Source organism: Amycolatopsis sp. NPDC059657, from assembly GCF_042734395.1.
In the GTDB taxonomy this organism is placed as follows: domain Bacteria; phylum Actinomycetota; class Actinomycetes; order Mycobacteriales; family Pseudonocardiaceae; genus Amycolatopsis.
The window spans coordinates 55998-75617 of sequence record NZ_JBHWEB010000007.1 but is presented as its reverse complement, the minus strand read 5'-3'; the positions used below and the strand labels follow the sequence as shown (position 1 = coordinate 75617).

General features: G+C 67.0%; 19 protein-coding genes, 1 tRNA gene and 1 pseudogene. 12 read left to right on the top strand and 9 right to left on the bottom strand.

Annotation, left to right across the window (positions count from 1 at the left end; translation table 11 throughout):
* Nucleotides 1–124 precede the first annotated feature (124 nt).
* The gene (locus ACFV15_RS06055; protein WP_378349031.1) at nt 125–2926 is read left to right on the top strand and encodes a M36 family metallopeptidase; all 2802 of its coding nucleotides are present in this window, start codon (nt 125–127) and stop codon (nt 2924–2926) included.
* 43 nt (nt 2927–2969) lie between these two features.
* Here the strand turns inward: ACFV15_RS06055 and hrpB are convergent, their stop codons facing one another.
* Together hrpB and ACFV15_RS06045 are read right to left on the bottom strand one after the other, a co-directional pair.
* The gene (gene hrpB / locus ACFV15_RS06050; protein WP_378349030.1) at nt 2970–5339 is read right to left on the bottom strand and encodes an ATP-dependent helicase HrpB; all 2370 of its coding nucleotides are present in this window, start codon (nt 5337–5339) and stop codon (nt 2970–2972) included.
* Complete coding sequence (locus ACFV15_RS06045; RefSeq protein WP_378349029.1) at nt 5336–6166, bottom strand: glutamate ABC transporter substrate-binding protein; 831 nt, start codon at nt 6164–6166, stop codon at nt 5336–5338. The genes hrpB and ACFV15_RS06045 overlap by 4 nt, the downstream gene beginning before the upstream one ends.
* Nucleotides 6167–6233: 67 nt before the next feature.
* Here ACFV15_RS06045 and ACFV15_RS06040 point away from each other — a divergent pair, with 67 nt between their 5' ends.
* From ACFV15_RS06040 to ACFV15_RS06030, 3 genes are all read left to right on the top strand, one after another.
* Nucleotides 6234–6761 carry a DoxX family protein gene (locus tag ACFV15_RS06040; protein WP_378349028.1) on the top strand — a complete coding sequence of 176 codons (528 nt, stop codon included), beginning with the start codon at nt 6234–6236 and terminating at the stop codon, nt 6759–6761.
* Nucleotides 6762–6764: 3 nt separating this feature from the next.
* Nucleotides 6765–7553, top strand: coding sequence for a thioredoxin domain-containing protein (locus ACFV15_RS06035; protein WP_378349027.1), 789 nt, complete (start codon nt 6765–6767; stop codon nt 7551–7553).
* Between the two features lie 227 nt (nt 7554–7780).
* A tRNA-Ala gene (locus tag ACFV15_RS06030) sits at nt 7781–7853 on the top strand.
* A gap of 327 nt (nt 7854–8180) precedes the next feature.
* Here the strand turns inward: ACFV15_RS06030 and ACFV15_RS06025 are convergent.
* The 3 genes and pseudogenes from ACFV15_RS06025 to ACFV15_RS06015 form a co-directional block, all read right to left on the bottom strand.
* Nucleotides 8181–8369, bottom strand: a complete 189-nt coding sequence (locus ACFV15_RS06025; RefSeq protein ID WP_378349026.1) for an alpha/beta hydrolase — start codon at nt 8367–8369, stop codon at nt 8181–8183.
* A gap of 40 nt (nt 8370–8409) precedes the next feature.
* Nucleotides 8410–8574 (bottom strand): annotated as a pseudogene (locus tag ACFV15_RS06020) (alpha/beta hydrolase); the annotation flags it as partial.
* A gap of 116 nt (nt 8575–8690) precedes the next feature.
* Nucleotides 8691–8888: a hypothetical protein gene (locus ACFV15_RS06015; protein WP_378349025.1), complete on the bottom strand. Its 198-nt coding sequence runs from the start codon at nt 8886–8888 to the stop codon at nt 8691–8693.
* A 227-nt stretch (nt 8889–9115) separates the two neighbouring features.
* Between ACFV15_RS06015 and ACFV15_RS06010 the strand changes: the two genes are divergently transcribed.
* From ACFV15_RS06010 to ACFV15_RS05995, 4 genes are read left to right on the top strand one after another with little or no spacing between them, the layout of a single operon-like run.
* On the top strand, nt 9116–10084 hold the full coding sequence (locus ACFV15_RS06010) for an ABC transporter ATP-binding protein (protein ID WP_378349024.1): 969 nt from the start codon (nt 9116–9118) through the stop codon (nt 10082–10084).
* A complete protein-coding gene (locus ACFV15_RS06005) occupies nt 10084–10848 on the top strand; it encodes an ABC transporter permease (protein ID WP_378349023.1) in 765 nt (254 codons plus the stop codon). Before ACFV15_RS06010 ends, ACFV15_RS06005 begins: the two co-directional genes overlap by 1 nt.
* A 51-nt stretch (nt 10849–10899) precedes the next feature.
* Entirely contained in the window at nt 10900–11310 is a 411-nt protein-coding gene (locus ACFV15_RS06000) for a hypothetical protein (RefSeq protein WP_378349022.1), read from the top strand.
* A complete protein-coding gene (locus ACFV15_RS05995) occupies nt 11307–11597 on the top strand; it encodes a winged helix-turn-helix domain-containing protein (RefSeq protein ID WP_378349021.1) in 291 nt (96 codons plus the stop codon). The genes ACFV15_RS06000 and ACFV15_RS05995 overlap by 4 nt, the downstream gene beginning before the upstream one ends.
* Nucleotides 11598–11599: 2 nt before the next feature.
* Here ACFV15_RS05995 and ACFV15_RS05990 read toward each other — a convergent pair whose 3' ends face one another.
* The 4 genes from ACFV15_RS05990 to ACFV15_RS05975 form a co-directional block, all read right to left on the bottom strand.
* Nucleotides 11600–12514 (bottom strand): nucleoside hydrolase, encoded by a 915-nt coding sequence (locus tag ACFV15_RS05990; RefSeq protein WP_378349020.1) that lies wholly within the window; start codon nt 12512–12514, stop codon nt 11600–11602.
* A complete protein-coding gene (locus ACFV15_RS05985) occupies nt 12511–13728 on the bottom strand; it encodes an MAB_1171c family putative transporter (RefSeq protein WP_378349019.1) in 1218 nt (405 codons plus the stop codon). Before ACFV15_RS05985 ends, ACFV15_RS05990 begins: the two co-directional genes overlap by 4 nt.
* Before the next feature lie 18 nt (nt 13729–13746).
* On the bottom strand, nt 13747–14205 hold the full coding sequence (locus ACFV15_RS05980; RefSeq protein WP_378349018.1) for an ImmA/IrrE family metallo-endopeptidase: 459 nt from the start codon (nt 14203–14205) through the stop codon (nt 13747–13749).
* Nucleotides 14206–14428: 223 nt separating this feature from the next.
* On the bottom strand, nt 14429–14878 hold the full coding sequence (locus ACFV15_RS05975; protein WP_378349017.1) for an XRE family transcriptional regulator: 450 nt from the start codon (nt 14876–14878) through the stop codon (nt 14429–14431).
* Between the two features lie 379 nt (nt 14879–15257).
* On the opposite strand from ACFV15_RS05975, the gene ACFV15_RS05970 reads away from it, so the two are divergent.
* Genes ACFV15_RS05970 through ACFV15_RS05955 form a run of 4 tightly spaced genes read left to right on the top strand, consistent with a single transcriptional unit; the run spans nt 15258 to nt 19609 of the window.
* Complete coding sequence (locus tag ACFV15_RS05970; protein ID WP_378349016.1) at nt 15258–16562, top strand: YcaO-like family protein; 1305 nt, start codon at nt 15258–15260, stop codon at nt 16560–16562.
* A gap of 16 nt (nt 16563–16578) precedes the next feature.
* Nucleotides 16579–17235 (top strand): TOMM precursor leader peptide-binding protein, encoded by a 657-nt coding sequence (locus ACFV15_RS05965; protein WP_378349015.1) that lies wholly within the window; start codon nt 16579–16581, stop codon nt 17233–17235.
* Nucleotides 17236–17246: 11 nt separating this feature from the next.
* On the top strand, nt 17247–18875 hold the full coding sequence (locus ACFV15_RS05960) for a hypothetical protein (RefSeq protein WP_378349014.1): 1629 nt from the start codon (nt 17247–17249) through the stop codon (nt 18873–18875).
* Nucleotides 18872–19609: a nitroreductase family protein gene (locus ACFV15_RS05955; protein ID WP_378349013.1), complete on the top strand. Its 738-nt coding sequence runs from the start codon at nt 18872–18874 to the stop codon at nt 19607–19609. The genes ACFV15_RS05960 and ACFV15_RS05955 overlap by 4 nt, the downstream gene beginning before the upstream one ends.
* Nucleotides 19610–19620 lie beyond the last annotated feature (11 nt).

Genomic DNA, 19620 nt, shown 5'->3' with positions numbered 1-19620 from the left:
CGCGCAGGTGGGAGTGCGGTGATCACAGTCAGGCACCACACCCGTACCCGATCGGCGCTGATGTACATCGGGACTGTATCGGTACGAAGGAAAGGTCTACGTCACCACTGAGAGAGGGGTCTCCGTGACGTTCCAGTCGTCGCGTTCGCGTGCCTCGGTGTACGCCGCGACCGCAGTGATGATCTTCGGGCTGGCCAGCGTGCCGGTCGCGAACGCCGCTCCGCCGTCGACGTCGGGCAAGGCCGTGCCGAGCAGGTCCGATCAGGACTTCGATGTGCGCGACACCGCCAGATCCAGCCCGCGCGCGCTGAACGCACAGGCTCAGCTCTCGGCGTCCCATGCGGACGCGACGGCTCAGGCCCGTGCCGAACTCGGGCAGCAGGCGCGCATCGACATCGACGCGCTGACCGGCACGCCCAGGATTCTCGCTCGTACGGACGGTTTTCTCACCGGGCCGAGCCGCGAGGCGCCGCGCGACATCGTGTTGCGCTATTTGACCGAACACGAAAGACTGGTCGGGCTATCCGCGAATGACAGGACGAAACTGAACCTGCGTAAGGATTATGTCGACGTCGAGGGTACCCATCACCTCTCGTTCACCCAGGTCGTCGACGGGATCCCGGTGTTCGGCAACGGCTTGAAGGCGCATGTCGCCAAGGACGGCAGGCTGATCCAGCTGGACGGCTCCCCCGTGCGCGGCCTGCCGTCGTCGTTCGGCGCGTCCACGCTGGCCGCTCCCGGCAAGAGTTCGCAGCGAGTCGGCTTCCTCACGGCCGACGGCATGCGCCCCGCTTGGTCCACTTTGGACAGGCCGAGCGCTGACAAGCTGTTCCAGCAGGTGACCGACGCGCAGACCGGCACCGTGCTCTACCGCAAGAACCTGGTGAACAAGCACGAGGACGCCGACGGCGCCAAGGGCCTCGCCTGGCAGGTCAGCCCCGGCGCCCCGGCCGGCGGCAAGCAGGAGCAGATCAACCTGACCCAGAAGGGCTGGTTGCCCGCGGACGCGAAGACGCTGGACGGCAACGTCGCGCACGTCGGCGCCGACGTCAACGGCGACCAGAAGTTCCAGCCGGAGGAGGAGATCGGGCCGAACTCCGACGGCAGCTTCCGTTACAAGTTCAGCGACTTCAACGCCATCGTCGGCGCGCCGTGCTCGGCGGCGAGGCAGTGCTCGTGGGACCCGAAGACGCCGGGTTCCTGGGCGAAGAACCGCGAACAGAACGCGGTGCAGGCGCTGGCCTACGTCGGTACCTTCCACGACCACCTGGCCGCGTTCCCGATCGGGTTCACCCGCGCCGCCGGCAACTTCGAGAAGGTCGACGGCGACGCGGTCGAGGTGCACACCCTGCTCAACGCCGCCGGCAACCCCGGCTCGTACGACAACGCGTTCATGGGGACCCCGCCGGACGGCGAAGCGCCGTTCATGGGCATGTTCCTGTTCCACAATCCCAAGGACCCGACCGATCCGTTCCTCGCGTCCAACTCGGCGGACGACGCGAGCATCATCGAGCACGAGTACACGCACGGCCTGTCCAACCGGCTGGTCGTCGACGCGCTGGGCAACTCCACGCTGAACTCGTTCCAGTCCGGCGCGATGGGCGAGGCCTGGAGTGACTGGTACGCCTTCGACTACCTCGTCGGCAAGGGACTGATCAAGGACACCGCGACGCCGGGCGAGATCATCGTCGGCGACTACGTCGGCAACGGCGAGAGTCTGGCCCGGTCGCAGCCGCTGGACTGCGCGGTCGGTGTCGTTTCGGCCAAGTGCCCAGGCTCGCCTGGTGCCGGTCCCGGTGGTTACACCTACGGCGACCTCGGCCACATCCTGCCGTTCCCCGAGGTGCACGCCGACGGTGAGATCTGGGCGAGCACGCTGTGGGACCTGCGCTCGGCACTCGGCGTGACGCTGACCAGGGCGCTGGTGACCAGGGCGATGGAGCTTTCGCCCGCGTCGCCGTCCTTCCTGGACATGCGCAACTCGATCCTGCAGGCCGACGTGGTGATCAACGGTGGCCAGGCAGCCGCCAAGATCTGGAAGACGTTCGCCGCCAGGGGCATGGGCTTCTTCGCAGGCACGATCACCGGTGACGACACCACGCCGGCCGAGGACTTCTCGGTGCCGCCGCCGGCGGGCACGCCGACCGCGACCGTCACGGGCAAGGTCGTCAACGGCGACTCGGCCGCCCCGCTCGCCGGTGTCTCGATCCGCTTCGGCGGCCACGATTCCGGATTCGGCGGCTCGTTCGCCGCGGTCACCGGCGCCGACGGCACCTACAAGATCACCGGAGTCCTGCCGGGCACGTACCCGAAGGTCTACGCCTTCGGCGGCGGCGCGGACAGCGAGATCCGCGCGGTCTCGGTCCGCTCCGGCACCACGACGGTGGACTGGAAACTGCGGCAGAACTGGGCGTCGGACGCGGCAGGCGCCTCGGTAGCGGCCTTCAACGGCGTCGACTGGTCCCTGTACGGCTGCGGTCCCGCCGACCTGCTGCGTTCCTCACCGCTCGGCGGCGCCGGTTGGTCGACCGACAAGGCGCTCAACCCCGACGGCACCGTCCAGTCGCGCTTCGTCACGGTCAAGCTCGGCGGGCCGGTCACCATCAGCGCCATCGAAATCGATCCCTCCAACAACTGCGGCGACGACCCGCCCGCCGCGGCCAAGGAGGTATCCGTCGAGACCTCGGTGGACGGCACGACCTGGGTGAAGGCGGGCAGTGCCGACTTCAAACCCGCCGACCTGAACGCACTCCACCCGCTCACGCTGGCCCCCGGCAGCACGGCCGGCGTGCGCTTCCTCCGGCTGACCGTGTTCTCGAACCAGCTGTCCTTCTACCCGCAGGTCTCCTGCACACCGCAGCCCACCTCGGCAGGCTGCCTGTACATGGACGTCCAGCGCTTCGCGGTCCGAGGCACCAAGGGCTAAAGGGCTCGTGAGCGTTGCGGGCGGTTCTAACCGCCCGCAGCGCTCACGACCCCTTCTGCTTGGTCCGGCGCGTCGGCGCCGCGGTCAGCGGATCCTCCGGCCAGGAATGCTTGGGGTACCGCCCGCGCAGGTCGGCACGCACAGCCAGATAACCGTTACGCCAGAACGATTCCAGGTCCGCCGTGACCGCCGCCGGGCGACCGGCGGGTGAAAGGAGGTGCAGCACGACCGGCACCCGGCCGTCCGCGACGCGGGGCGTGGCCGTCCAGCCGAAGGTCTCCTGCAGCTTGACCGCGAGCACCGGCTCGTCGGCCGTGTAGTCCACGCGGATACGCGAACCGGTCGGCACCTCGAGCCGATCCGGCGCGAGTTCGTCGAAACGGGAGGCGGCAGGCCAGGGGAGCAGTTGCTTCAACGCCTGCCCGGCATCGATCTTGGCCAGATCGGACCTGCGCCGTGCACTGCTCAAGTCCACAGTGGACAAAACTGCCTCGTCGTCCGGCGACGGCCAAGGCGAGCCGAGAACCCGGTGCAGGAAAGTCATCCGCTCGCGCAGCCGCTTCGCGTCATCGGACCACTTGAGCAAGCCGAGTCCTTCGGTGCGCAGGCCGGTGAGCAGCGCCTCCCGCGCGTCGAAATCGCGGAGTGGGCGTTCCGAGAGCACGATCGCGCCGAGCTTGCGCACGGACCTGGCGACCACGTCGCCGGCCCAGGTCACTTCGTCCACTTCGGACAGCAACGCCGGGGCCGCGCGGACAGCCAGCTGCTCGTCGGCACGGGCCGCGAGCCGGACGATGCCGTTGACGCGGCCGGGGTCCCTGGTCGCTTCGGCCACCGCGAGCCATTCGGTGTCGCCCAGGCCGCTGCCCGACGGCAGCTCCGCCGCGGTGCCGCCCGCCATCAGATAGACCGGCGAACCGGGATTCCGGCGTCGCGCGAGCCGTTCCGGATGCGCCAATGCCACGACCAGCGCCGGATCCGGCTTCTCCGCGCCGCCTTGAACCAGCTTCGCCAGCCGTTTGACCTCGGCCTTCCAGCGTTCCGAAGCCGACCGCAGGCGCCGGATCTCGGCCTCGACATCGGTCAGCGTGCCACCGGCGTCGAGCAAGGCCACGACCTCGGCCGCCGACCTGGCGCCGACCGCGGCGGCGCCGTCGAGCAGCGCCCTGGCGAGGCGGGGATGCAGGCCGAGCCCGGCCATCTTGCGCCCGCGTGCGGTGACCGTGCCGTCGGCGTCGGTCGCGCCGAGCGTCACCAGCAGCGCGCGGCCCGCGGCGAGCGCGCCTTCGCCGGGTGGGTCCCACCAGGTCAGGCCACTGCCGTCCGGGGTCGACCAGCAGGCCAGCTCGAGCGCGAACCTGGCCAGCTCGGCGGTGCGGATCTCGGGCTCGGGATACGCGGGCAGGCTCGCCTGCTCGTGAGCCGCCCAGCAGCGATAAGCACGCCCGGGCGCCTCACGGCCCGCTCGCCCGGCCCGCTGCTCGGACACGGCGGCCGAAACCCGGACCGTCGCCAGGCCGGGCAGCCCGCGCCGGTGATCGACGCGCGGCACCCTGGCCAGCCCGGAGTCGACGACCGCGCGCACCCCCGGCACGGTGAGGCTCGACTCCGCGACGGCCGTCGCCAGCACGACCCGCTGCCGTTCGCCTTGGCGCAGCGCCAGATCCTGCTGCGCGGCGGTCAACCTGCCGTGCAACGGGAACACGTCCACGCCGGGCAGCATCGCGGACACCCGCGCGATTTCGCCGACACCGGGCAGGAACGCGAGCACATCACCGTCTACTTCGGACAGTGCGGTGCGAATGGTCCGCGCGACGGTCGCTTCGATCCGCTCGCCCCGCGCCCCGGGATGGTACGAGACCTCGACCGGGAACATCCTGGCATCGGCCGTGAGCACCGGGGCGTCACCGAGCAGCGCGGCCAGCCTGCCGGACGCGACGGTCGCCGACGTCGCGAGCAGCCGCAAGTCGTCACGCAGGCCCGCGCGCACGTCGAGCAGCAGCGCCAGCAGCAGGTCGGCGTCGAGATGCCGTTCATGACACTCGTCGAGCAGGATCGTGGACACGCCGGGCAGTTCCGGGTCACTTTGCACGCGGCGCACCAGCAGACCGGACGTCACGACTTCGATCCGCGTCGCCGCCGACACCTTCCGGTCGCCGCGCACCGAGTACCCGACCGTCTCACCGACCCGTTCACCCAGCAACGCGGCCATCCGCGCGGCCGCGGCGCGCGCGGCGATCCGGCGGGGTTCGGCGACCACGATCTTCCCCGGCGCCCGTTCCGCCAGCGCGAGCGGCACGAGCGTGGTCTTGCCGGTGCCCGGCGGCGCGACCAGCACCGCGGTGCCGTGCGCGTCGAGCAGGTCGCCCAGCTCGCCGAGCACCGCGCGAATGGGCAGGTCGGGGAGCTTCACTGGGTTTCGGTGACCTCCGGCGGCGCGGGCAGCTTGTACCCCGACGGGCCGATGTTGGCGTTGAGCGACTTGACCCACTCGCCACTGGTGATCATCTTGCGGATCGCCGCGTTGACCGCGTTCTGCCCCTCGATGTCACCCTTGCGCAGGCCGATGCCGTATTTCTCGACAGTGAACGACTGCCCGACGACCTTCAGCAGCTCCGGGTTCTGCGTCACATAGCCTGCCAGGATCACCGCGTCCGTGGTCACCGCGTCGACCTGCCCGGCCAGCAGCGCGGTCACACAGGCCGGGTAACGCGGATATTCGCTCAGCTCGACGGCACGCGCGTAGCGGCGTTTCACCTCGTCGGCCGAGGTCGTGCCCGGCACCGAGCACAGCTTCTTGCCGTTGAGGCTCTCGGGCCCGGTGATGTCGGGGGTGTTCAGCCGGATGAGCAGGTCCTGCCCGGTGACGAAGTACGGGCCCGCGAACGAGACGACCTGCTTCCGGGCCGGGGTGATCGAGTAGGTGGCGACGACCATGTCGACCGCGCCCGAGCTGATGTCGGGCTCGCGGGACTTCGGGTCGGTCTCGCGCCAGGTGATCTCGTCGGGGGACACGCCGAGCTCGTTCGCGACGTACTTGGCGACGTCGATGTCGAAGCCGACGACCCGGCCGTCGAGTGTCCGCTCGGACAGCCCAGGCTGGTCGAAGCGCGTGCCGATGGTGAGGTGGTTTCGGTCACTCGCCCGCTTCACGAGCGAATCCGAGGCGGAGCCGCGCGACCCGCACGCGGCGAGCAGCACGAGCAGGACCCCCAGCGTGGTGAGCGATTTCACCCGCACAGATGACCTCCTTCCACCGATCGGCCGACCTCATGTTTTTCTCAGGTGCGGTCGTTAGCCTAAGTGCGTGCCCAAACCGTCTCCACGCGTGCTCGACCTGATCGGCACTCTGGTCAGGGTCGGGCTCGCCGCGGTGTGGCTGGTTTCCGGCTGGCTGAAGATCAGCGACGCCGGCCAGACGTTCATCGCGGTCAAGGCCTACGAGCTGCTCCCGGACGGGCTCGTCGGCCCGGTCGCGACCATGCTGCCCCTGCTCGAGCTGGTGCTCGGAGTGATGCTGCTCGCGGGGTTCGGCACCAGGCTCGCCGGCATCGGCTCGATCGTGCTGCTGCTTCTGCTGATCGCGGTGATCGCCCAGTCGTGGGCACGCGGGCTGACCATCGACTGCGGCTGTTTCGGCGGCGGCGGCCAGGTCGCGGCGGGGCAGACGCAGTATCCGCAGGAAATAGCGCGGGACACCGGGTTCCTGCTGCTCGCGGTGTGGCTGACGCTGCGCCCGTCGACGCTGTTCTCCGTCGACGGCTGGCTCGGCTGGAACTCGAAGGCCGTTCCGGACGACTCGTTCGATGAAACGGCAAGTTCGGAAAGGACATGAGCAGTGGGTGGAGCTGAGCGCAACGCTCGGAAGAAGCGCCAGCAGCAGCAGGCGGCAAGGGCGCTGACGCAGGCCAGGGGCGGCGGCGATACGAAGAAGATCATCGCGATCGTGGCCGGAGTCGTGGTGCTCGCCGCGCTGGTGATCGGCGGCGTCCTGTGGACCAACGCGTCGAAGAACAAGACCGAGGGCCAGGCCATCCCGACCGCGGGCATCGAGGCACCCGCAGCCGGCGTGGTCGAGAAGCGCGACGGGGTCGTCGTCACACTCGGCAAGCCAGGGGCCCCGAAGACCATCGACGTGTACGCGGACTTCCTGTGCCCGATCTGCGGTGACTTCGAGAAGAGCTACGGCGGGCAGATCCGCCAGCAGGTCAACGCCGGGCAGCTGCAGGTCAAGTACCACATGGTCCCGATGCTCAACACCAGGTCGAACCCGGAGGGCTACTCGCTCGAATCGGCCAACGCCGCGCTCGCGGCCGCCGACGCGGGCAAGTTCGCCCAGTTCCACGACGCTCTCTTCAAGACGCAGCCCAAGGAGGGCGCGCGCGGCTACGACAAGGCGCAGCTGATCAAACTCGGCCAGGACCTGGGCATCACCGGCCAGGACTTCGCCAACGCGGTCAACGCGGGCACCTACGACGCCCAGCTGACCAGCGAATTCGAGAACAAGACCGCCAAGGACCCGAGCCTCGAGCAGACCTTCCCCGACGGCTCAAAGGGCTTCGGCACCCCGACAGTCGTGCGCGACGGCAAGGTCGTCGACGTCAAGGCGGGCTGGCTCCAGCAGTAACCGCACCATGCGGTTTCGGCCACTCCGGGCACGGACAGTGGTTCCGTCTTAACCCGGAGTGGCCTCGGCGACCAGCAACTACGCCGCGGTCGAGCACGACGAGGATCGACTACTGGGAGTCGTTCGGTCCGGCCTCCCTGAGGCCGGACCGGTAGGGACCCCCATCGCGGAGGCCTCTGGTGGGTGTTGTAAAGTCTGTACCTACGAGATGCGGGGTTACCCGCTCCGGGGCTATGGCGCAGCTGGTAGCGCACCTCACTGGCAGTGAGGGGGTCAGGGGTTCGAGTCCCCTTAGCTCCACAGAATTTACAAACCGCCCGGTCTGCGAGTTTCCGCAGGTCGGGCGCTGTTTTTTGGCACGCCAAATGTTTGTCCATTGTGGACTGCACTTCAGTTACCGTTCAGTAGGTGGAGCAAAACTGGAGCAGTCTGTGGCTCCATTTGATATGTGGTGCTCGCTGGCGTCGCGACTATCCATGGCTGTGTCTTGGAGATCCTGGCGAAGCCAGCGGTTATCGGCTTCTTGTGACCCGAGAACGGGACGCCGACGCTTTCCGGCATGGCGGCACGGGTTGCTCGTGTGAGGGCGCGGGCCGTCGGTCCCGGAATCCGATCTGCCGAAGGCGGTCAACGCTCGGCGGGCAAGCCGAGTTCACTCGCGTGGTTGACCCCGACACCCGGACTCGCGACGAACACGATGTCGTCGACCGCCAGGTGCTCGTCGCGAGCGGCGTGCCCGATCACGGTTGTCCCGTAGCTGTGCCCGACCGTCGTATTGTGCGACGGGTCGCCTTGATTGGGTGGCGCGCAGGCCATCCTGAAACCGGTCCAGGTCCTTCTTGGCGTTGTCGGCGTAGTCGGAGCTCATCGCGTTGGGCACCACGTCGTCCGGGGTGTCGTAACCGACCCAGGAGATCACCGTGGTCGACGGTGAATCGGCTCGCATGGCCGCGTCGGCCATCGGGTCGGAGCGTTCCATCTCGCCGCTGATCTTCGCCAGCTCGGCACCGGTGCCCGGCACGTACGTGGCGACATTCTTGGCGGTGTCGGAGTTGTCGGAGGACACGATCGCCTTTCGGTCGCCTTGGACGTCCAGGCCGATGAGGAACGCTTGCTGTTGGCCAGCGCCGGGGTGGTTCAGACGGTTTCTCGATGTTGCGCAAGCCGGTGAGTTTTCCAGCGATCTCGTCCAGCTTTTCCCTTGCTTTGCCAGTCGGTTTGCTGCCGCGATCGGGTGTCGTTCGGGTTCGTGCGGGACAGTTCGGTCGCTTCACGTTCGAGCTTGCCGATCTCCCGCTGTAGCACGGCCCGGTTCGCCGAATCCAGATCCGCCATTGGAATGCCATCGAGGTTGCGGACCAGGTCAGGGGCGTCACGCAGGACCGGTGATCATCCAGCTCTAGTCGCCGCACCTCATTCACCCAGGGCATCCCGTGCGGCAGCGTTCTCGATCTAGCAAGATGACATCATGTGGCAAGTAGTTGCCGTTTTGGAAAGTAGCTGCTAGCTTCGCAACTAGTCGGCTGGGGATCACCCGCCGGGAACGAGGGGAGACGGCCACGATGGCGTCGGATGAACCGGTGATCTTCTTCGAGGACGTAGTCAAGCGATATCCTGGCCCAGTCGAGGAATTCGCCGCGCTGGACGGGGTGCGGCTCACGGTCGGGCGCGGCGAGATCTTCGGCCTGCTCGGCCCCAATGGGGCGGGCAAAACGACCAGCATCGAGACGATGGTGGGACTGCGCAAGCCCGATTCGGGCCGGGTCCGGGTACTGGGGTTGGATCCGGTCGCGCAGCGTGGCGAGATTCGGCTGCAGGTCGCCATCCAGCCGCAGCAGGCCGCGGTTTTCGAGCAGCAGACTGTGTTCGAGCTGCTTTCGACCTGGGCTTCGTTCTATCCCGAGCCCGACAGCGCTGAAACGGTCATCGCCAAGATGGGCCTCGGCGAGTCGCGCAACAAGAAGGTCGCCAAACTTTCCGGTGGCCAGAAGCAACGCGTGCTGGTCGGCCTCGCGCTGGTCTCACGGCCGCGGCTGCTCGTGCTCGACGAACCGTCGACCGGGTTGGATCCCAATGCCCGGCAGGAATTGTGGGCAGCGCTCCGCACCTATCGCGAAGGTGGCGGCACAGTACTGCTTTCGACGCACTCGATGGAGGAAGCGCAGTTGCTGTGCGACCGCGTGGCCGTGCTGCACTGTGGCCGGATCGCGGCCTGCGGGACCCCCGACGACCTGATCCGGGCGCACGCGCCGGATCGGGAAATCCACTTCACCGTGCGGACCAATGCCGACCTGAGCGCGCTCGAATCACTCACGACCGAGCTGGAGACGACGCCGCGTGGCACCGGCGAAGACACCAGCGTCCGGTTGCGGACCACCAACCCTGACGCCGTGTTCGGGATCATCGCCGGTTCGCTGGGAGCGCGCCAGATCGAACTGAAGGACGCCGGGCTCGAGGGAGTCTTCCGCAGGCTCACCGGTCATGAGTTCGCCGAAGCAGATGTCGGCGCCGACGAGCGAGGAGCAGCCTGATGACCACTCTCACCGCGACACGGGCATTGACCTCGTTACACGCCAGGGAACTGCTGCGCGACCATCGGTACTTCTGGTTCGCGCTGTTCTTTCCCTATGGCATGCTCGGCCTTTTTCTGCTCATCGGGTCGCTCGTGCCGAAAGGCGACGGAGGGCCGGACTTCAGTCAGACGGTGATCCCGATGGCGCTCTATCTCGCCGTCACGAGCGCCGCGCTTACCGTCACGGCCGGGCCGCTCGCTGGCATGCGGAGCAAAGGCACTCTGCGTTTGCTCGGCACCACACCGATCGGCAGGGCACGGCTGCTTTACACGCATATGTCCGTCCGGATCGTGATGATCCTTTGCCAGACAGTCGTGCTGCTCGCGATCGCCGCCGCGCTCGGCATCGTCCGCGCGGCCAACCTGCTCCCGCTGTTCGGCATCACCGTGCTGGGCATGGCTCTGTTCGGCAGCATCGGTTACCTGATCGGCGGGCGGTTGTCGTCTCCAGACGCGGCGACCAACTTCGGTACTTTGATCCAGCTTGCGGCGCTTTTCCTCGGCGGCCTCACGTTCCCGCTCTACCTGCTGCCCTCCGCCGTTGGCAGGGCGCTGAGCTATCTTCCGACCTCCTTCTATGCCGATTTGATGCAGACCCAGCTGCCTGCGGGCAGGCCGATGCACCAGGCGTGGATTTCGGTGCTGGTCGTCGCGCTCACCACTCTGGTGGTCGCGACCCTCGCAGTTCGTACGTTCAAGTGGGATCAGGACGAACCGCGCTGAGCGGTGCCCGACTGGTATCCTCCCCAACGCGGCAGAAGGATCGTGGACACAATGGATGAAGCAACAGCGAAACAAGCACTGGACACCGCAGACTCGATGGCTTCGAAGGTGCGAGGACAGGGCCGTTGGTACCCGAAAGCGGTGCTCGGACTAGGCGTACTCGAAGCCGCCATAGTGCTGGCTGGCGGGCTGCTCCCGAACGCGGGGATGCTGCTCATGCCAGGTGCGCTGCTCCCGCTCTTCGCGTTCATTCTCTATACGGCTACCCGCCCGGTAGTGGCTCGCCGTCAGCGCTACTTCTATCCGATCCTCGGTGCGCTCGTCGGCCTGGTCATCGCGATCGCGAGCCCGCTCGGGCAGGTGAGCTTCCCGCAGAATCCGGCGTGGTGGGTGCCGGCCGCGGTACTCAGCGCGATCCCGTTCGTACTGGCTGCCTGGCTCGAGGTGCGTGGCCGCAAGTGAGCCATCCACGGCTGGCACTGAACCCGGTGATCCACGCACCGATCCGGTTCTCTATCGCCGCCGCGCTCGCCGCTGTCGACGAGGCCGACTTCAAGTCGATCAAGGAGGCGGTGGAGATCTCCGATTCGGCACTGTCCAAACAGGTCTCGACGCTTGAAGAAGCCGGCTACGTCAAGGTGCGCAAGGTCTTCGTCGGCAAACGCCCGCGTACCTACCTGTCACTCACCGCGGACGGCCGCAAGGCATGGGACATCCACTTGCGGGCACTCCGCGAGATCGCGGGTTGAGTTCAGGAACGAGACGCCCGGCCCGGCATCAACGCGTGGATCAGCAGGTCGAGAAGCGTGCTGGTCCGGGCTTCGACGGCGATGGCGACAGCAGGCGCATGTTCTGCATCTGCATCGCGGGTCTGTCCACGCCGGTCTTCGTCGAGGTCGACGACGACGGGTGTGTGCCGGTATGTGGCGAACGTCGGATCGAGCAGGATCGCGGCGGCCAGCGGATCGTGCAGAGGGAATGCAGGAAGCTTCCCTGGCACCGCGAGCAGCATAGCGGCCAGTCGTCCCCAGAGCCGGTCTTGATCAACGGCGATACGCTCCAGCCACAGCCGGGTGACGGTGGCTTTGCGGGTCAGGTCGAGTGGCACCAGCGTTAGGTCGAACCCGGCTGAAAGTACCTGGGCCGCCGCTTCGGGGTCGTGCCACACATTGCTTTCCGCATGCTCGCTGATGTTGCCTCGCACCGTCAACGCGCCCGCCATCGAGACAACGCGACGCACGAGTCGGGGCAACTCAGGCTCAGCGGCCAGCGCGAGCGCGACGTTGGTGAGCGGGCCGAGGGTGAGCAGGTCGATCTCACCGCGGTGCTTATGGGCGAGGCGCACTATCTGTTCGGCGGCGGTCTCCTCGGATATTGGCTTCCGCTTCGGCGACCCCGCGGCCTTACCGAATAGGTCCTCGGGGTGTGCGAGATGTAATGGCTGGGCGAGTGGCTCGGCCGCTCCGATCGCGACTGGGACGATGTGGTCGCCCGCGAGTTCCAGCGCGCGCAACCCGTTGTTGGCGGCGGCTTCCGCGGTGACATTGCCGTGGACCGAACCCACCCCGGCGATCTCGATGCCGGGGGTCCTCACGAGAAGAATGAGCGCGAGCGTGTCGTCGATACCGCCGTCTTGATCGACGATGACAGTGGTCTTAGTAGTCATGACGTTTCGTCTTCCATGATCGACTGATGGTTCAACTGTGCGATGACGACCGAGTCGGTGAGTGCATCGGCGACGCGCTCGAGCCAGGCGATCTCGGCTTCAAAATCGGCGGGCTCATCGTGCGGAGCGGGTGGTCGGTCGTTCAGGGGAGTGCTGTCCACAGCGTGTCTGCGGTGGGCGACGACGATCTGCGCGGCTTCGACGATGGCTGCATGTCGGGTCGCTGAGAGGCCGGCTTGGTCAGCGGCGGATGCCGCGATGCCGGCGACGGCGTGGTCTCTGTACGGAGCGAGCAGGAGAAGTCCGTCGCGGATCTCGACGACACGGTCGGAGATGGTGGCATATCGCCGGCCGCGGCCCCGGACGATCTCGGGAAAGGCGCTACTGAGGAGTTCCCAAAGCGGGACAAGCCGCCGATTGACGCGGCGATGCCGATTCCAGCGCTGATATTTTTCGAACTGCGGTGCCGCGGCGGAAAGAAGAAAGCCCACTACGGCGATCGCGGCAGCGACAATGGGGGTACCGATTGCCACGAAACACGAGACGTCCGAGAATGCCGAGTGACACACACCTGTCGTGCCACCCGCACCCGACCGTGCGCCGGAGAGCGCATTGCGGAACACGATGAAGATCGTCGCCACGTTGTGGGCGACGCCAACGATCGCAGCGATGGTCAGTATCCATAGCGCGACTGCCATCGCTGTGGCGGAGTCCCGCGCAAAGCGGATGAAGTTGACACCGAGCGAGACAAGGGTGCCGCCGAAGTAGCAGGCATAGGTGATCGTGTAGACGATCAGCGTTGGATCAATCGCGTAGAGTCCGTCGAAGGATCCGGTCAGCGCCACCGGATGCGGCACGACGAACATCACGACCATCAATCCGATCGCGCCCATCAGGAGCAGGACTCGAGGCCGGACTTTCTTGTGTGCGATATCCGCTGGGTATCGGGTGTGGTAAACCAGTGCGCTTCCCGCCGACATCGCTACCAGCGTCGCGACGTTTCCGGTTAGCTTGAAGAGATCCGGCACGAAACGGTTGGCCCATGCTTGCGACGTCGGTGCGAAAACCGCGAAGGTGACGGCCATTGCCAGCAGCATGACTACGCTGCTGCGCACCGCGGGCACATTGGTGGCTGTTCGTAGCCGGAGTGCCCGCACGGTCGCGGTCAACAACAGGGCTGCCGCTAGAAGGTAAGAGGTGATTGCTGCTGCCATGGCTCCACGTGGAATCTGTTAGCCGAATACGTCTTCGACCCGCTCGGCGAGGGGTGAACGGGCAAGCTGGCGGGAACGCTGCACTGCTATTCGCGCGATGACGAACCGAGCGGTCAACTCGGCTTCCTGTTCCTCTGCTGCGGCATCGGCTCGTTCGAGCATGTGAACGAACGCGGCAGGCGCGAGGTCCGGCGCCCGCAAGTGCGCCTGCTCTACGGAGAGCACGCACCGCCCGCGGTGGCCAGCGATCATGTGCCCGATCTCGTGCAGGATAATTGCGTCCTGGTGCACCGGCGAAGTGTTCTCGCTATAGGCGATAACGTCGTGATCCGGATAAGCACGCCAGGCACCGGCGCTGGCACCCAGTGTCCAGGACAGTGCACAAAGGTCGATCTGCCGTCCGCGGTGCTGCTCGAGCGCGTCCAAAAACGCGTTGATGTCCCACGGATCGGGAATACCAACTTTGCGATCCAGCATGCGCGCTCGACGTTTGCAGCGCGCGTAAATACCTAGCCATGTCAAATCCAACCCCTCCCCAAGAGTCTCTGACATGTACTGCTTTGGCGACCGGTAACCGATCACTCGAGCGCAGACTACCGTAAACGCGGACCGCTAGTCACGAGAGCGCTACGCAAGGTTGTTTCAGCAGGCTATTTGTAGTGCCGCGGGGTCTGCAAAGCGATTTCGCGCTACGCCCTGGCTAGTCGTGAGTCGCAGGCTTTCGCCGCGTGCGCCGGTCACGTGGCTGCTCCTCGTACTGCTGGAGCGAGTCGATCAGGTCGACCACGGTGCGGCGGTCGCGTGGACCGAGTTGCATGATCCGTTCGGCCGTTTCGATCGCCTCGGAGTCGCGCCAGCGTGCCAGCGCTTCCAGTTGCTTGTCGATGTTTGCCGCGATCTCGTCGTCGAAGAAATATCCCGGCGGGACGCCAAAGAACCCCGCGATCGACTCGATGACGCTCATCGCCGGGTTGTCCCGGCGTTCCTTGACGAGCTGGTTGATGTAGGCGCCACTGACTGGCGCCAGCCCTCGCTCCTGGATCCCTGCTTCCATCTCCCGGTAGCTGTAAGGCCCACGGTCCGGCGGGTGCACGGTGGCGATCACGTGGGCGAGCTTCTCGGCGAAGGATCGTGGGCGCGGCTCGGTCATGGCCGACTCCCATCTTGCGTTAACAAGGATACCGGCCAATCTTAGCAGCCGTTAGCTACCGTTGACACCGCGCGGGCTTTTGCCTAGAGTTGCACTCGATCGGGTGTAAGCTACAGCAAACACTGAGACTCTGCCAATGCGTACGTGAGCAAACGTTTCTGGCTGGGTCGAAGCTTCTGAGGCCGTCACCCAACGCAACATCGAGCACGACAACTTCCGCGCGGGGCCGGGAAATGCGTGGGGCAAGGCAACGCCGCGTTGCCCGAAAATCGCGGTCGTTACTCAATTTGCGTGCCGTAGAGCTGTCATCAGGGGAGGAAAATTGTCGACGGTGCGGGCTGCCCAAAACAGGTCCCAGATTCCCGAATCGCTCCGGGAAATGCGAAAGCTGGTTTCGCCTTTCGGGCTGGTGTCCCGATTGACCTGGCTACCGGTTACCGAGGGCGAACCGGTGTACTCGATCTACACCGGGTCACTCGGTGACCCCGGGGCGGCGGTCCCGACCCAGGCAGGCTGGGCGCACAGCGCCTCCTCGGGGAATTTCGATGGCGCCGGGGGCGCCCTCGATCCCGACCTGGCCGCGCATCTGGCCGTCGCGGAGTCGCTGGAGCGGTATTCCTCCTGCGTATGGGACCCCGACAAGCTGATCTGGGCGACCGCGGCGGAGCTCGGTGAGGACGCGATCCCGCCGTGGGAGTGGCCCAACTGCTCGGCCCGCGAGCTCGCCGACCCGAGGTGCGGACTGATCGTCACCGATCCCCGAATCCCGCTGCGCTGGGTGCGTGGCTGGTCGCTGACCAGGGGCAGGGCGGTGTTCGTGCCTGCCACGCAGGTGTACTTGAAATTCACCCCGGAGTCCGCGAGCGAGCGGTACCAACACGCCGTCTCCACGGGCTGTGCGGCGCACGGGAACCTGGTCGACGCGGTGACGAACGGCCTGCTTGAGGTGGTCGAACGCGATTCCATCGCGTTGACCTGGCTGCAGCGGCTTCGCTTGCCGCGCCTCGAATTCGACGAGCGCGAGCTGCACGGCGAATACCGGGACTACTTCGACCGGGGCCGCTCGGAGAACATCCGGACGTTGTTCTTCGACGCGACCACCGACCTCGGCATCCCGGTGGTCTACGGGTTGCAGCTGGCCGACCACGACCCTGATCTGGCGCAGCTCGTCGCGGCCACCTGTGACGTTGACCCGGTGAAGGCGCTGGCGAAGCTGCACCGCGAGGCAGCCTCACTGCGCATCGCACTGCGGTCCTTCGTGGGGGTCACCGACGAGAACGCTCCAGCGGACCCGCAGGACACGGTCAGCGTGATCGGGGGCGCGCTGCTCAACGGGCCGCTTTCGAGCCGCGACAAGTTCGACTTCCTTCTCGACGGCGACCGCCCGGTTCACCGGCTCGCCGACCTGCCGGTACCGGGGCAAGACGAACAGCCGCTGCCGTGGCTGCTCGACCGGATGCACCGCGCCGGCCACGAGGTCATCGTGGTCGACCTGACCACCGACGAGGCGCGGCAGGCCGGCGCGACCGTGGTCCGAGTGCTCGTACCGCAGGCGATGCCACTGTCCTTCGCCCACCGCGCCAGATATCTGAACCATCCGCGGCTCTACACGGCGCCGGCCGCGATGGGCCATCCGGTGCACGGCGAGGACGAGATCAACCCCAACCCGCAGCCGTTCGCCTGAGCTGGAAGGACACCACATGAGTAGCACTGATTCATCCGTGCGAACCAGGCAAGTCCTGGTGCTCACGGCAGGCGCCTTCGGCAACGCGGTCGGCGCCAGGCTCGCCGCGCACCTGCCGGTGACCCCGCACGAGCTGACCGATGGGACCCATTCAAGTCTCTGGCCCTACACCGACCTGATCGTGCTGGCGACCTCGCATGAACGGCCGCGGCTCGCGGAGGGCATCGACGAGGCCGCATTCCGGCTCGGCGTGCCCTGGTTTGGAGTGCGCCCCGGTGCCACCGATCTGCAGTGCGGTCCGGTGGTCGTGCCCGGCCGGACCGCCTGCTACCAGTGCTATCTCGCCCGACGGAACCAACATCGGCGGGGCATTGGCCCTGTGTCGGACGTCGATGGCACGCAGCCGACCGGTTTCCCGCAGCACCACGTCGGTATCGCGGCCGGGTTCACGCTACAGGCAATCGACGAGGTGTTCGCGGCACCGGATCTGGAGCGCCTCGGCGGCACCATTCGGCGGTTCGACCAGGTAAACGGCACCACCTCGAGGTCTTCGGTGGTCGCGGTGGACCGCTGTCAGCGCTGCCGTCGACACACCGGGTCGCGATCCGAAGAGCTGTTCGGGCAACTGGCGGCCATGTCGGCCACGAACACGGAGGAGGCGAAGGCCGTATGAAGGGACCATCGGTGATCACCGCAGAGTCGATCGGCACCGCAGCGAGGTTCGACCCGCAGCTTCGGGTGCCGCAGCGGCCGCGAGTGCGGCGCGGGCTGGTGGTCCGCCTGGAACCGGACGAGCTCGTCGTCGAAGGTGGCCCGAAGCGCCAGTTGTTCCGCGGCAAGTCGGCGACAGCGTTGCTGCCGTCGCTGCTCGACCTGCTCGACGGCCAGACCAGGCACGAAACACTCGCGTCCGAACTGGAAATCAGCGAAGACGTTGCCTTCAAAGCACTTTCCCTGCTGTGGGCGTGCGGTGTCATCGAGGAAGGACCCCCGGCGGAGCATCCGGTGAGAGAGGTCGAGGCTGAACTCGCGGACTACCTGTCGCGGATCGGAGACTCCACCGGCGCGAACGCTTCCTGGGAGCAGGCGGCCATGCGGCTGGAGTCGGTCCGGCTGGAGGTATTCGGCACGAGCGGGCTCGCCGAAGCGTTCACCGCCGAACTGGCTTCGTCGCTCGATGTGCGAGTGGCCGCCGGCCCGCTGCCCAGGCCGGACACGAACCTGGTGGTGTGGGTCGACTCCGCAGGCACGACGGCGGATGAAGCGGTTCGGCACTGCTGGGACAAGAGCATCCCGCTGGTACGGGTTCGCCTCGATGGGCGTACCGCGGAACTCGGCCCTGTGGTGGATCCACGCACCACGCCCTGCTTGTATTGCCTTTCCTCCGATAACACCAGCGACGACCGGGCCGCGTGTGGCGGTGACGTCGACCTCGCGGCGGCACTCTTCGCGCGGGACCTGTTCGCGATGATCTCGCGGAGCACGCCGTCGCCGCTGCCGTCCCGCTGGCGCCGGGTAAACCTCGACGATCTCAGCCAGTCCGAGATCTCCTCCGCGACCCGTCCTGGCTGCGAACTCTGTTCGACAGCAGATGGCCCCGTCGCCGAGGAAGCGACCATTCCCGCTCGATACGAGGCGTCGGTCGCCATGCCGCCCAAGGAGTTCGCTGACCTCAAGGCGCATCAGATGCACTACAAGCCTTCGAATCTCGCCCTGCAGCGCAAGTCGAGGATCTGGCCGGTGGCGCCAAAGACGGATCTGCCCGCCCCGCCGTTCGAACTGCTTGCCTCCGCTTGGGAACCGGCACGCATCACTGTGGACAGTCGGATATCCGATGTGGACGCCGAACGGCTGTCGCTGGTACTGATGACGGCCGTCGGCACCAAGGCCGTCACCGAGCAGAAGGTCCTGCGCTGGACGGCCAGCGGTGGCAACATCGGCTCGGTCACCGCCTACGTCGTGGTGCGCTCGTGCGACGGCATCGAGCCGGGCACTTACGGCTACGTGAACTCGACCCACCAGCTGGCGCGGCTTTCGGTCCGCACCGACACGGTGCGAGGCGACGCCCCGGTCACCGTCGTGCTCGGCGGCGACTACCGCAAGGTCGCCGAGAAGTACTCGGCGTTCGCGCTGCGGATCGTGTTCCTCGACAGCGGCTGCGCCCAGGCCACAGCGCGGGAGGTCTGCTCGGTGCTCGGCATCGGGTTCCACCAGCGCCCGGACTTCGACGACAGCGAACTGGCCACCGGGATCGGCCTCGACACCGACGTCGAACCGATCACCGCCGTCCTTGACCTCGGAGGTGCCCGATGAGCAGCCCGCTCGATCTCGTTACCCAGATGCTCTCCGAATTGGCTTCGGACCGGCCTCCCGCCGGTGGCGGGATCGCGGTCAGGACCAGGACCGAACCGGCCCCGCTCGGCCCCGCCGTCATCGTCGGCGAAGAACCACGACAAGCCCGATCTTCGCTACTCGACGCGTTGCACCGCCGGACCTCGCAGCGGTTCTTCGGTCCCGAGCCGATCGGCTCGGCGCACATCGCCGACCTCGTCGATCGTGGTCTCGACGCCGATCGAGCGGCCTGGCCGGACGCACAGGAGGCCGGTGCGCTCGAGATCAGCGTGGTCGCGTTCCGGGTGAACGGGCTCGAACCGGGGATCTACCGGCTGGACAGCCAGGTACGCGCGTACACGCCGGTCGCCCCGCTCCCGGCGGACGAAGCGCGCTACGACCTCACCCTGCAGGCCGAGTTCTGCGACTCGGCGGCGATCGTCTCGCTGGCCGCGGACGTCGACCGAGTCGCCACATCGAGTGGCGCGCACGGCTACCGCATGCTCATGTCCAGGACCTCGGCCGCCGCCTACACGATGTGGCTCGACGCGGTGGCTACCGGACTGGCCGGCACGGTGTTCGCCGGGTTCATCCCCGCCTCCGTGCGCCAGCCGTTGCACAGCGACGGCAGCAGCAGGCACCAACTCTTCGCACTGGCTCTCGGTGAGCCGGTCGTACCCCCCGAATCACCGGAGGTCGCAGACCACCGGGAGTGAGAAAGGAAATA